A 12,867-nucleotide genomic window follows, 5' to 3' on the forward strand; every position below is an offset into this window, starting at 1 on the left:
CAATGAAAGTGCCTCCATGCCGCTATTATCTTGATAGCAAGGTATGGAGGTATTTTTTCTTCTATTTATTTGAACCATCCTTTTTCTCTAGACTGAGAAATGGCTTCAATCCGATTTTTCACATGAAGCTTATCAAAGATTGTGGAAATGTAATTTCTGACTGTCCCGTTTTTGATTTGAAGCTCATCGGCAATTTCTTTTGTGTTTTTCCCTTTAGCTACGAGTGCGAGCACTTCTTTTTCCCGCTCTGTTAAAGGATTTTCCTCCCCATAAAAATCATCCATTAATTCAGGTGCGTAAATCCGCCTTCCAGCCATAATGCTGCGAATAGAATTAGCCAATTCTTCACTGGGGCTGTCTTTTAGCAAATAGCCACTTACTTTCGCTTTTAAGGCCCGCTGAAAATAACCGGTACGGGCAAAGGTTGTCAATATGATGACTTTGCAGCCGAGCCCTTTTAATTCTTCAGCTGCCTCCAATCCGCTTTTTCCCGGCATTTCAATGTCCATAACGCATATATCTGGCTTCAATTGTTGAACGAGAGCAATCGCTTCTTCGCCATTTGCTGCCTTGCCCACTACTTCAATATCCTCCTCAAGGCTAAGAAGAGAGCCCAATGCCCCAAGAAGCATCCTCTGGTCCTCTGCAATGACAATTCGAATCATGTTCATCTCTCCTTCTCCCTTTGTTTTACATCATTTGGTACGGTAATAATGAGGGTGGTGCCATGATCTGAATGAATATCTAAATAGCCATTAACAAATTCCAGTCGCTCTTTCATCCCTAAAAGACCATTTCCCGTTTCAAATGCTTGATCAACTGCAAGCCCCTCTCCGTTGTCTTTTACAGTGATGCGGATATCTTTTTCGGTTTGCTCCATTTTCACTTCACATTTGGTGGCATGACTATGTTTCACTACATTTGTGACGGCTTCCTTTAAACTCATACTTAAGATATTCTCCAAAAACAAGGAAACATTTGCCAACCTCGGGTCTTCCTCACCAACAAACTCAATTTGCGCCGCCTGGAGGATTTGCTTTACAAGGACAATTTCATCCTTCAAGCGAATGCCGCGCATAGAAGAAACCATCTTTCTCACTTCGTTTAAGGCCGTTCGGGCTGTTTGCTGTACATCCTTCAATTCATTTCTCGCCTGCTCCGGATCTTTCGCAATCAGCCTTCCTGCTAAATCGCTCTTCAACCCAATTAAAGATAGTCGCTGTCCTAATGTGTCATGAAGGTCGCGCGCAATTCTTTGGCGCTCTTCCATTTTGACAAGCTCAGAAATACGGTCATTTGCATCTTTTAACTGTTCCTCTAACTGCTCTTGTTTTTTTCGATTATAAATATTAAATGGCAGCAAGATGACGCTGATCCAAACGATGATAATAAAGGGAAGCTGCTTAATGAACAGCTGACTTTGAAGAACGAGATGGTAGTTAAAAGAAACAATCGTGCCAATTAAGTGGATGATATAAAGGGTAATAAATGCAATGCGATTTTTTATGTTGCCGTTGTAATAAGCGATATAAAAAGCAAAATAAACAAACTGGAACAAGATCGTCATCGTAATGGATATACCGATCAGAATACACGTCCATAAGTAGACTGGCCACTTTTTAGACAGAAAGGCCAAGCGGTAAGCAATGAAAAACAAAATAGTAAGCGTAATGCCGATCACGATTCCAATCGTAGAAGAATACTGGAAAATAAAATAAAAAGGCAATAAACTAAGTACGCTCCATATATAAGGAGAAATGCCGGAACCTTTTTGAAAGGTCTTGTACCTTCTTTGCATAATCAAAACCTCATTTTTATGGTAAAAGTAAATCTGTCTTTTTTAGTATAAAGGAATTCAAATAGCTCGTGAATCCTTTCCCTGTTGAAAAACCATGCTTTCACCCAATCTGATTTTTTCAGACAATGAGTGAAAACATGGTTTTCTTCCTCTTTTTTAGTTAAATTTGCAAGGCTCTTTTTTCTTTACTGCGAGCAGCTAATTCCTTTGCTGTCCGGAACGTAACAAACCTTTCACTCTGCTCATCCCATAAACGGAATTTAAGGGAGCTTAAGCTGGTTGCTAATGTGATCGTCGGTACATTTTGCAAAGGAGGCGTATGATTATGAGCTGCTTCTAACTGATAATTAGGCACGCGCGGGCTTAAATGGTGAACATGGTGAAAGCCGATATTCCCAGTTAACCATTGTAAAGGCTTCGGCAGCTTGTAAAAAGAGCTGCCTTCCACAGCTGCTTTCACGTAATTCCATTGTTCATCCTCTTTGAAATAAGAGTCTTCAAATGTATGCTGTACGTAAAAGAGCCAAACGCCGGCTGAACCTGCAATGAGAAAAATTGGTCCTTCTACTAACAGAAAAGCTTCCCAACCGACCGCCCAAATGAGCAGAGAAACAATCGCTGCAATTGCGATATTTGTGAAATACGTATTCAACCGTTCGTTCCAACGGGCTTCTCTGCGATTAAAACGGTTTTCAATCAAGAAAACATATGTTGGCCCTAAGATAAACATGACAAATGGATTGCGATACAACCGATAACCTAATCGCTGCCAGAAAGACGCTTCCATATATTCATCCACCGTCATAACCCAAATATCTCCTGTCCCGCGTTTATCCAGATTACCGCTTGTCGCATGGTGAACGGAATGATTATGCTGCCATTGGTTATACGGGAAGAAAGTTAAAATCCCTGTAATCGTTCCAACAATTTTATTGGCTTTTCTGCTTTTAAAGAAAGAGTAGTGACAACAATCATGGAAAATAATAAAGACCCTTGTCATGAATCCCGCACCGACTACGGCTAAAGCGAGTGTCAGTAAATACGAAACAGACAAGCTTTCATAGGCAAGATACCAGACGAGACAAAAAGGAACAATTGTATTGAGCATTTGTCTGATGCTGGCTGCCGTATTTGCTTTTTCATAAGGAGCTACTTGTTTGCGCAGCCATTTTGAATTTTCTTTGTTCATTTAGTCTTTCCCTTTCCTCTTCATACATTTTATTAACTCTATTATAAGAAAGAATGAAAAAGTTCGGCAGTAGCACGCGTCATATGCGATATATGACAACTGTCATACTTTAAATCATCGTATCGATAAAAAACCAAATAATCATGATAAATTGAATAAGGAATTTAGCAATTGTACCGCTTAGGAAACCAACAAAAGTGGCGAATCCAACCGTCATGGCTTTCTTAGCATCTTTTTGGATAAAAAGCTCTGTTACGAAAACGGCCGCAAACGGAACGAGCAAAATGCCGAATGGCGGAAAAACAAATGAGCCCACAATGACGGCAAGACCCGCTATTCTTTCCCCCCATTCGGACCCTCCATACCTTTTAACAAAATAACTATTCGCCAGAATATCCGCTGTGATAATTAAAACGGTAAACATCCCCATTGCCAGCCAAAAGATGACGGATAACTCCTCGTGATTAATGCCAAAATGATAAAGTAAAAATCCACCCCATAGCAATAAGATGGAAGGGATAATAGGGAAAATCAAGCCAGCAAAGCTAGCAATAAATAAAACAACAATGCCAATCCAGGCAATGGCCTCCATCATACTCACCTCTCCTTTCCTTCATGAATATATTGCGTAAGTTCCTTGTAAATCGCTATAATTTCGTCGATCTTCATCCTCACGAGGCCGCTAGAAGAAGGGGCGACGAAGTCAAGCACTCCCGGCACGATTGACTCAGCCTGCATCCCCCAAGAAACCTTTTTCTTTCCGCTGTATTGCTGGTACACTCCTTTGCCGACAAAACAGACAATCCGTGGTTTATAAAGGGAAATTTTCTTCTTTAATCTTTCTCTTCCTTCACTATATTCTTCTTTCGTTATTTCTTCGGCATTTCGTGTTGGCCGTGCTACTATGTTTGTCAGGCCATATCCTATATCTAATAAAGAAGCATCTTCTTCGGAAGAGTATTTCCTTTCCGTTAACCCGGCTCTATGTAGAATCGTCCAAAAGCGATTATGAGGATTGGCAAAATGGTGGCCAGTTTCACCGGAACGAAGGCTTGGATTAAATCCAACAAATAAAATGTCAAGGTCCTCTCGCAAATGATCTCTTATCGGTTCCAATTTCTCACTTCCTTTATATCAAAATGTTTGATGTTTATTGAATGGTTTATTTACCCGTTTAGTATACGTAAAAGCAAGAAAATGGTTTCAAATAAGAAAAACCGGACGCTTATACGCCCGGCTCTCTCTATCCACGCAGCAACGGCATTGTGCAGCACCGGAATGATCCTCCCGACTTAATAATTTCGGTGATGTCTACTTCAATGACAGTGTACCCTCTCTTAGTAAGCTGCTCATTCACTTCTTTATTGATCGGTAAGCTGAATACTTTTTTGCCGCCAATGGAAAGCACATTTGTCCCAAGGGAAAACTGTTCCTCTTCTGACACTTCAATAAGACGGAACCTCTCCCCTAATAATTTTCTTTCCCGATCGTTAAGCGCTTTTGGAAAGATTAACGCTTCATTTGGGGATAAAATATTAAATACACAATCTAAATGTAAATATTTTTCATTGAAAGGGATTGGAATAATTTCATAATCAGGCAGTTGCGTTTGGAGCTCCTTAACGGTTTTTTCATCCGTTCGGCTGCTGATGCCTATATAAATGGTGTGGCCATTAACGATCACATCGCCGCCTTCAATCGTTCCTTCTGTTAATTGGCAATAAGAACTATGTTCCTGATCGAGCCAATTTTTCAGTATTTCCTCTTCACCCCGACGGATGCCGCTTGCCATACCAGCGATAAATACCTGATCACCGATAGTAAATCCAATATCTCGTGTAAATACTTGCTCAGGATATGCTGGGTGTGGCGGCAGCTCCATTACTTCAATGCCATGCTGCTGAAGAAGACGGGAAAACTGCCGGTGCTGCTTTAATGCGCGCTTTACCTGAATATTTTCTTCTTTAAATTGTTCTTGAGTTTCATTAATAATTTCTTTAATCGCCATATATTGCGGCTGGCAGAGCAATACCTTGCGCAGCCGCTCATATTCACTGCGGCAAGAAGCGACAGGCTGGCTTTGTCTTGAAGCTAATGTCATGATCTTCCTCCTGAGAACCTAGTTTATATGTTCTGTATTCCCTGAAAGGGATAGAGACTAAACCAGTGCTCTCTTAAAGAACAATGACGGTTTATTAACTAAACTTTTTCTTTCGGCCATATTTCTTTTTTTGTTTGGAAACATGGCAGTCATCGCAAATTTGGTATCGAAAATGAGAAGGCAGCTTTTTTCCGCACATTCTGCAAGTTTTGCCTTTACCCGTTTCCCCTGATTGTAAATGTTTATGAACTTCATCGCTTATCATTTGGCGCAGCCGCTCCCAATAGATCGCTTCTGTTTGCCGGCCGAGCCGGTATAAAAATAAAAGATGTAAACCAATGGCTTTATAGGAGAGCTCTAAATCTTCAAGATTCCCTCTTTTTACAATAGGTTCAGGAAGATCCATCCCATTAACGAGTGCTTGCATTGTTGCTACCCATTGTTTTGTCATGCCGGGTTCCTTTGTAGAAAATGGGAGATGCAAAAAGCCATATAGGTCAATCATTGGCATCCGCGCTTCAATTTCACTGCCTTGGATAATTTCGTATAGATAGCGCTCTTGAGAAAGAGCGGCTTTCTTTGTTCCTTTTGGACTCTTGAACCGGTGCCACAATTCGAAAAATATACCGAGGTCGCGATAATAGCGCTGAAAACGTTCGAAAACAGCCGCTGTCGGGGCAATAGCAAATGTTCGGACCGGCTCGTCTTCTTTTTCAAGCAAATAAGTCATCTTTTTAACGTCAGAAGTGAAAGCGACCTTTCCGACAGGGTAAATCCCTTTTCTTCCGGCACGTCCGGCAATCTGCTTCACTTCCTGCGATGTGAGCAGCCTTCTTCGTGTGCCATCAAATTTTTCATTTTTTAAAAAGACAATACGCTGGATAGGTAAATTTAACCCCATTCCAATGGCGTCCGTTGACACAATAACAGACGTTTTCCCTTCAATAAACTGCTGCATCTGCTTTTTTCTCGTTTCCGGCGGCATGCTGCCGTAGATCATGCTGACGGAAAAACGATTTCTCCTTAGCTTGGCTGCTGTTTCCAATACTTCTTTTCTCGAAAAACAAACGAGTGCATCCCCTTTAGCTGTATCGGTTAATTTAAAAGGTGCTGGTTCTACCTTCAGTGGAATGTCACGGCTGTATTCATGGAGCTCGTATTCATTATCACCGAGAAGCTGAATGAGCATGTTTTTCATATTTCGGCTGGCGATAATATGCACTTCAGCGGCACGGGCACCAGTAATGGCTTTGTACCAGGAGAAACCACGGTCTTTATCAGCAATCATTTGTGCTTCATCAATGACGACAACATCGTATAGGTCTTTTTCATGAAACATTTCTACCGTACAGGAAGCGTGACGGGCGTTTGGCTGCACCTTCTCTTCTTCACCTGTTTTTAAGGAGCACATGATCCCTTCTTTGTTTAATTTTTCATATACTTCAAGTGCCAAAAGACGGAGTGGCGCAAGATAAAGGCCACTTTCGGCTTTTTTCATTCTTTGAAGTGCCCGGTGGGTTTTACCAGTGTTCGTTTCACCGATATGAAGAATGTAATGCACGTTTCTTTCGGAGGGAGGATGATAAGCTTGCCCAAAAATTTCTTCAATTTGTCTTTCTTCTTCCTCTTGTCTGCGTTTGATTTCTGCGAGTCTTTTTTCTTTCTTTTGTTCTCTTTCTGCCCGTTGCTGATCATACAGCTCTTGCTGTACAGCTTCATCATGTGGCATGGACGCAATGACCAGAAGGTGGTCTACTAATTCCTCATTCAATTCTTCAAAGAATTCCCAAACCATTCCTGAAAGAAGGTGATCGACTAAGTCGTAGAGACTATCAGCCGCAAGGAATTCTCCATATGCCTGTTGATACTGTTCTTTCAAGCGTTCAGGAAGACTAGATAAAATTTCCTCTAACGCTAAATCAAATACGTATTCTGCCGCATGCTGTTCATATAGCGAATGGTAGGTTTCATACTCAAATTCCCAATTCCAGGACTTCTCAATGCCCCCTGTTAGTTCTGTGAAAAAATCTCCAGCTGTTTCATAGTCCGTTGGATCGAATGTCCCGTCTTCGATTAGCTGTTCCTCAAGAGCAGCAGGATCGATCGGATAAAATCTTGTTTGTTCCTGAAGATCTTTTTCTAGACGGACTGCCATAGCTTGTCTAAACGACAAGTACAATAACTCTTTCTTTTCTCCTAGAAGCTTCTCTGTTTCTGTCTCGATTAAATCATGAACGGCTTGCTTTTCTTTCTCCTGGCGTTTTTGATCCTGCTCAGCTAGAAAGCAAGAGCGGGCTTTTTCATAGAGGTCCCGCCACGAATCAGCAGAAAGGGCTCCATATTTTTCATTCAGCCATTGCATTGTATCAAATGGTCCATAGCTTCTAATTTCATTACGAAATAGTTGATTAATCAGTTTTTTCGCTACATCTTTCGTCACGAAGCCTTTTTCCCTTAAAAACGTCCGCTTTGCCTTGCTCGTTAGTTCATTGGAAGCCTTGTTTAGCCACACGTTTAACCAAATTTGTTGAATGTATAACTCTCGTTCCTTTACATACTCTTTAAACAAGGGCATGTGTTCTTTGTTTCCGAGATAAGCAAAAAGATCATCGTGAACTTTTTGCTTTGTATGAGAGATGGCGTCTGAATAGATATCGGAAAAATTATTCATCATCGTTTCCTTTCATGTTGTTTATTTGTTGAAGAACAAGGAGCAATAATAAAGAGGAGAAGCTCGTTCTTGTTGGCAAATCTCGAACATTGGGGTATAATCTAGGAGAAAACACATATTTTAAAGAGACCGTTTCGATGCTGGGCACATCGAAACGGCTATGCAATAGCAGGTCCCTTCTAGGGGATCAGCATCTAACATGCTAAAACCGCCGGAGCTGGGTAAACTCAAGGGCGGTTTTAGTCTTTTTTATGGAATGACAAAATCGACACGACTAAGCCTGCAAAAGCGACTGCAAACATGAGTGTTTCAAACGTTGTCATACGGCATCACCTCCCTCCTTTTTCATTGGAGGAGTGTGCCGACCACCCTTGAGAAGCCTATTCTATTGCTTGTTTCATTATACCATAACGATAAACAGAACACACGTTCCTCGGTTGTATTTTTTTAAAATTTATAAATAATTTTCCAGGTTTACAGATGAAGGTGAAAGAGGTACTCCTTCAGTTTATTATGAAGCGTATGTACATAAATTAACCATCACACTATAAATCAACAAAGAGCTCTAGCTATTCGAGTGGCTAGAGCTCTTTACGGTGGAGTTCGACTTTGTGGCGGTCACTACTCTTTTTTTCCGTCACTCAATTGGTCCAGCATGCTGACAGTATCAATCAAGTGGTTATTAAAGATTTGGCGCGCGATCCTTAATAAATCAATGATCATTGTATCCCTTAAGGAATACACGACACGATTTCCATCTTTCGTACCATATACGATGTTTTTGCTGCGCAGTACACTTAGCTGCTGAGAGACAGCGGAGCCTTCAGAACCGATCGCTGTCTGAATTTCATTAACATTCTTATCTCCTTCCGCCAACAGTTCTAAAATACGGATGCGCAGCGGATGAGAAAGAGCTTTAAAAAAATCTGCTTTAAATTGTTGTAAATCTACATTCATTTCTTTTCACCATTCTTTTATGCTAAAAGTCCTTTGTCAGTTTTTTTCTCCTTTTTTGTGCCAGCAGAAAGCTCTGTGCACTCATAGAAAGCATATTGCTTACAGCCAAGGCACTTGTTCTTGTCCAACTTAGTTAAAGCAAAATCGATCGCTTCGCCTGTGTGAGAAAAAATATGATTTGCCCCGATCATATCAAACAATTTTGTCCGTTTCATGACATCTATTAGCTGGGACTGCATACCTGAAATTAAAACGAGACCGCCATGTTTATGAAAATCTTTCACGATACTTGCTAAAATAGCTTCTCCAGTTGTATCCATATATGGAACTTTGCTCAACCTCAATATTAACACATTTGGGCGGTAGTGTATGGCCCCCATGATTGAATGCTCAAATAACTGAGCGGCTCCGAAGAAAAGCGGGCCTTCTACAGTGAAAAGACTGATTTGTGGGCAGTCGTGTCCTTCTTCCGCAATAACCGGACGCACCTTTTTATCAGTTGGATCAGGCAAAACCTGATCAATTTTAAGAGAGGTACTCATCCGTCTTACAAAAAGGATAAGCGACATGAGTAAACCCACTTCTACAGCAATCGTTAAGTTGGCGAAGATAGTGAGAACAAAAGTAGTGAACAGAATAAAGGAATCACTTGTTTTGGTTAGTAGGACGCGTGAAAATTCCTTGCGCTCACTCATATTCCAAGCAACGACCATTAAAATAGGTGCCATGCTTGCTAAAGGAATAGCAGAAGCATATGGAGCTAAAAGTACGAGTACGAACAAAACGGCCAAGCCATGGATGACCCCCGACATAGGAGAGACGGCGCCGTTTTTAATGTTTGTCGCTGTCCTAGCGATGGCTCCAGTCGCTGCAATTCCTCCAAATAAAGGGGTAATGATGTTGGCCACTCCCTGTCCCATCAATTCTCGGTTGCTATTATGTTTCGTTCCAGTCATTCCATCTGCTACCACCGCCGATAACAATGATTCAATCGCTCCAAGAACAGCAATTGTAAACGCAGGTCCAAGTAACAAGTGGATTTTTTCCAGCGTAAACTGGGGCAGATGAAAACGAGGCAGCGAGTTCGGTATTTCCCCAAAAGTAGAAGCAATCGTGGCTACCTGCCCAGGAAAAAAATAAGCAGCTATTATACTTGAAACGAGAAGACCAATTAATGGACTTGGAATTTTAGGTAAAAATTTAGGTGTGACAATGATAAAAAAGAAACAAATAAGAGCCGTTGTTACACTGTATAAATTGATCGTGTCTAAATGAAGGAAGATTTCTTTCATATTAGAAAGAAAGTCCTCATGCTGTTTAATATGGCTAAGCCCTAAAAAGTTAGCCATCTGTCCAGTAAAAATAATAACCGCGATTCCTGAAGTAAAGCCAATAATAACCGGGCGGGGAATAAATTTGATTAATGATCCTAATTTAAGCGCCCCCATTAAGAGCAGCAGAACACCCGCCATAAATCCAGCAATCAGCAGATTTTCATATCCGTAAGCCATCACGATTCCGAGCAGAACAGGAACAAAAGCCCCTGTCGGACCGCCAATTTGATATTTCGAGCCTCCAAATATAGAAATGAGAATGCCAGCAATGATCGTTGTGTAAATGCCGTATTCAGGCTTTACGCCAGAAGCAATCGCAAAGGCCATCCCGAGCGGCAGTGCGATGACTCCCACAATGATGCCTGCTAACAGGTCCTTTCGGAAATGATGACTGGAATAGTTGCTAAAAAAGCGTAACAACGGACTCAACGTAACCCCTTCTTTTCTTTTAATATTAGTATATTCGAATATTTGAATATACTAATATTATATAATGAATAAGCAAATTTACAATAAGAAAAACGTCCATCCTGTTAGATAAACGTTCGCTCTGTTACTCTAATAGACAGTTTGTTCAGCAGCACTCCAGAAATCAACGTGTTACGATAGAATAACAAAATCCATTTTGAAAAAGGTTAATCAAAGTGGACTTTTCTTTAAACAGCTTTATGGTTAATCTTTATAAAAGCAGGCTTATATGCGGTTTTTCACTCTCTTTTCCATTAGCTCTCCTATTTGTTTCGAATTTGAATTTCCTTCTTTTTGTAATTGATCCATGATATTCATATAATCTGTTTCATTTCGGTTCTGATTTAATTTATAGGCAGCCTGAATGTCTTCCGCCTTAATCCTAAATTCAACTATCCCTTTTAGTATTTGTGCCCTTAAAAAATTTTGGAACGTATGTAGTCATCCACCTTTTACAAAATTTATATGAGTGTTTTGATCATAATAAAGTCTATTTGTTCCTCATCTCCCATATAAAAAGAGTGGGCTCCTGTTTGAACAAATCCCATTTTCTCATAAAAAGCAATAGCATTTTCATTTTTCTCCCATACACCTAGCCAGATTTTCTTTTTGTTATATTCCCTCGCCATTTCCATAGCTTTGTTCAGCAAAAATTTACCAAGCCCATGTTTTTGAAATTTGTTCTTTATATAAATCCTTTCGATTTCAAGTGATTCATCCCCCATCTCTTCAGACTGGGCATCATTGATATTGACTTTTAAATATCCAGCGACTTCATTATCCGAATAAACAAAAAAGAATTGTGAAGAGATAGTAGATAACTCTTTTTTTAATTGTGTTAAGTTAAAGGCCCTTTCCAAATAGGCATTCATATTTTCAGGTGAGTTCTGATGCTTAAATGTCTCATTAAATGTTTCATAACTAATTTCTTGCAACTCGTATAAATCTTCACCGGTACACTTTTTTATCTTTATCGTCATTTACATCTGCCGCTCCTTTAGATCATTAATACTTTCTCTTGTTGCCCTTTTTTACAAATTCCCAGTCTTTTTCTATATTTTTTCTTACTCTCTGAAGAAGATTGAAAATGGTTTCTACTTCTGTTTCAGAAAATCCTGCTAATGCGACGCTATCGGTATAGTCATGTTCTCTTTTTATAAAAGGATAAACATGTTTCCCTTTCTCTGTTGGAAAGAGCTTTTTTATTTTTTTGTTCTGTTGATCTTCTTTCTTTTCAATAAAGCCATTGAGCTCAAGTTTTTTTATAGCACGAGCGGCCGTTGTTCGATCTACTTTTATCATCTCAGCTAACTTTTCTTGAATGATTCCGGGGTTTTCATATATTCGCACAAGATACAAATACTGCCCTTTTGTAAGGTCATATTCTTTAAACTCTATATTGCTTATCGAATCTAACGCCCTTGCTATCATTCCAATCTCACGAAGAATTTCCTTCATCATTAACTCCTTATTTTATATTTTATTGCAAATGCTATAAAAATAACATATACTAAATTTAACGTAATTTTGCTGTATATGCAACAAAAGTCACAATAAAGAGGGGAAGTAAAGTGAGGTATATTTTTTATGTGTTAGGTATTTTCATATTAACGCTCGGTATTGCCTTCACTATACAATCAGACCTTGGAACTTCACCTTTTGATGCGCTTTTAGTAGGGCTATCCATACACGTAGGGCTTACTGTAGGAAGTTGGGAAATCATTATCGCTTTACTATTGATCTGTTGTAATTCATTCTTACAAAAACAAAGACCAGAGGTTTTGGGATTGTTAACAGCCGTTATAACAGGGATCGGTATTGATATGTGGCTTTTCTTATTGCACGGTGTGATCACACCTGAATTATGGTACAGCAAAATGATTTGTTTTGGCATGGGCTTAATTGTGATCGGGCTAGGAACTGCAACCTATTTACATACAAATTTTGCCCCAATCCCAATTGATCGATTAACATTAATCATCCAAGAATTAACTAGAACGAATATCTTTTTTTCGAGAACCTTCATTTACCTTTTATTCTTGATCATAGCTGTGATTTTACATGGACCCATCGGCGTTGGAACTTTATTAACCGTTTGTTTAGGGGGGCTCATACTTAATTACTTTATGCCAGTTACTGAAAAGGCATTGGCCCGCCTGTTAACACCCTCTAGTATTTCACCAAATTGTAATAACGATAAAAAGCATTCTACATAGAATGCTTTTTACTTATCTTGTTCAACTCATGCTGCCTCATAATTAAAGAGAAAACTCTGCAAAATGCAGGGTTTTTAATCAAACTTTATTGAAAATGATTTTTTATTTAAATAATCAATCTGTGTTTAATAGA

Annotated in this window: 12 protein-coding genes and 1 pseudogene; 1 reads left to right on the forward strand and 12 read right to left on the reverse strand. The window is 39.7% G+C overall.

Going from position 1 to position 12,867, the window contains the following annotated elements; all coding sequences use genetic code 11:
* Positions 1-65: 65 nt before the first annotated feature.
* From AC623_RS09645 to AC623_RS09695, 12 genes and pseudogenes are all read right to left on the reverse strand, one after another.
* Positions 66-665, reverse strand: coding sequence for a response regulator transcription factor (locus tag AC623_RS09645; protein ID WP_049662234.1), 600 nt, complete (start codon positions 663-665; stop codon positions 66-68).
* Positions 666-667: 2 nt separating this feature from the next.
* Positions 668-1,798, reverse strand: a complete 1,131-nt coding sequence (locus tag AC623_RS09650; RefSeq protein ID WP_049662235.1) for a sensor histidine kinase — start codon at positions 1,796-1,798, stop codon at positions 668-670.
* 160 nt (positions 1,799-1,958) lie between these two features.
* Complete coding sequence (locus AC623_RS09655; RefSeq protein WP_049662236.1) at positions 1,959-2,987, reverse strand: fatty acid desaturase; 1,029 nt, start codon at positions 2,985-2,987, stop codon at positions 1,959-1,961.
* 109 nt (positions 2,988-3,096) lie between these two features.
* A complete protein-coding gene (locus AC623_RS09660; RefSeq protein WP_331456992.1) occupies positions 3,097-3,582 on the reverse strand; it encodes a DUF456 domain-containing protein in 486 nt (161 codons plus the stop codon).
* Positions 3,583-3,584: 2 nt separating this feature from the next.
* Positions 3,585-4,103 carry a G/U mismatch-specific DNA glycosylase gene (gene mug / locus AC623_RS09665; protein WP_049662237.1) on the reverse strand — a complete coding sequence of 173 codons (519 nt, stop codon included), beginning with the start codon at positions 4,101-4,103 and terminating at the stop codon, positions 3,585-3,587.
* Positions 4,104-4,230: 127 nt separating this feature from the next.
* Positions 4,231-5,088, reverse strand: coding sequence for a dimethylarginine dimethylaminohydrolase family protein (locus AC623_RS09670; protein ID WP_049662238.1), 858 nt, complete (start codon positions 5,086-5,088; stop codon positions 4,231-4,233).
* Between the two features lie 94 nt (positions 5,089-5,182).
* Positions 5,183-7,759 (reverse strand): helicase-related protein, encoded by a 2,577-nt coding sequence (locus AC623_RS09675; RefSeq protein ID WP_049662239.1) that lies wholly within the window; start codon positions 7,757-7,759, stop codon positions 5,183-5,185.
* A gap of 621 nt (positions 7,760-8,380) precedes the next feature.
* Positions 8,381-8,716 (reverse strand): ArsR/SmtB family transcription factor, encoded by a 336-nt coding sequence (locus AC623_RS09680; protein WP_049662240.1) that lies wholly within the window; start codon positions 8,714-8,716, stop codon positions 8,381-8,383.
* A 17-nt stretch (positions 8,717-8,733) separates the two neighbouring features.
* Positions 8,734-10,479, reverse strand: coding sequence for a SulP family inorganic anion transporter (locus AC623_RS09685; RefSeq protein WP_231603445.1), 1,746 nt, complete (start codon positions 10,477-10,479; stop codon positions 8,734-8,736).
* A 264-nt stretch (positions 10,480-10,743) separates the two neighbouring features.
* Positions 10,744-10,923 (reverse strand): annotated as a pseudogene (locus tag AC623_RS21935) (FMN-binding negative transcriptional regulator); the annotation flags it as partial.
* Positions 10,924-10,979: 56 nt separating this feature from the next.
* Complete coding sequence (locus tag AC623_RS09690; RefSeq protein WP_049662241.1) at positions 10,980-11,498, reverse strand: GNAT family N-acetyltransferase; 519 nt, start codon at positions 11,496-11,498, stop codon at positions 10,980-10,982.
* Positions 11,499-11,523: 25 nt separating this feature from the next.
* On the reverse strand, positions 11,524-11,976 hold the full coding sequence (locus AC623_RS09695) for a MarR family winged helix-turn-helix transcriptional regulator (RefSeq protein ID WP_049662242.1): 453 nt from the start codon (positions 11,974-11,976) through the stop codon (positions 11,524-11,526).
* 113 nt (positions 11,977-12,089) lie between these two features.
* Between AC623_RS09695 and AC623_RS09700 the strand changes: the two genes are divergently transcribed.
* Entirely contained in the window at positions 12,090-12,734 is a 645-nt protein-coding gene (locus AC623_RS09700) for a YczE/YyaS/YitT family protein (RefSeq protein ID WP_049662243.1), read from the forward strand.
* Positions 12,735-12,867 lie beyond the last annotated feature (133 nt).

The sequence above is a fragment of the Bacillus sp. FJAT-27231 genome (assembly GCF_001183975.1).
GTDB classification, from domain to species: Bacteria; Bacillota; Bacilli; order Bacillales; family Domibacillaceae; genus Pseudobacillus; species Pseudobacillus wudalianchiensis.

Coding starts and splice junctions, on each gene's coding strand:
- AC623_RS09645 (WP_049662234.1), bottom strand. CDS start 665: ATGATTCGAATTGTCATTGCAGAGGACCAGAGGATGCTTCTTGGGGCA.
- AC623_RS09650 (WP_049662235.1), bottom strand. CDS start 1,798: ATGCAAAGAAGGTACAAGACCTTTCAAAAAGGTTCCGGCATTTCTCCT.
- AC623_RS09655 (WP_049662236.1), bottom strand. CDS start 2,987: ATGAACAAAGAAAATTCAAAATGGCTGCGCAAACAAGTAGCTCCTTAT.
- AC623_RS09660 (WP_331456992.1), bottom strand. CDS start 3,582: ATGATGGAGGCCATTGCCTGGATTGGCATTGTTGTTTTATTTATTGCT.
- AC623_RS09670 (WP_049662238.1), bottom strand. CDS start 5,088: ATGACATTAGCTTCAAGACAAAGCCAGCCTGTCGCTTCTTGCCGCAGT.
- AC623_RS09675 (WP_049662239.1), bottom strand. CDS start 7,759: ATGAATAATTTTTCCGATATCTATTCAGACGCCATCTCTCATACAAAG.
- AC623_RS09680 (WP_049662240.1), bottom strand. CDS start 8,716: ATGAATGTAGATTTACAACAATTTAAAGCAGATTTTTTTAAAGCTCTT.
- AC623_RS09690 (WP_049662241.1), bottom strand. CDS start 11,498: ATGACGATAAAGATAAAAAAGTGTACCGGTGAAGATTTATACGAGTTG.
- AC623_RS09695 (WP_049662242.1), bottom strand. CDS start 11,976: ATGAAGGAAATTCTTCGTGAGATTGGAATGATAGCAAGGGCGTTAGAT.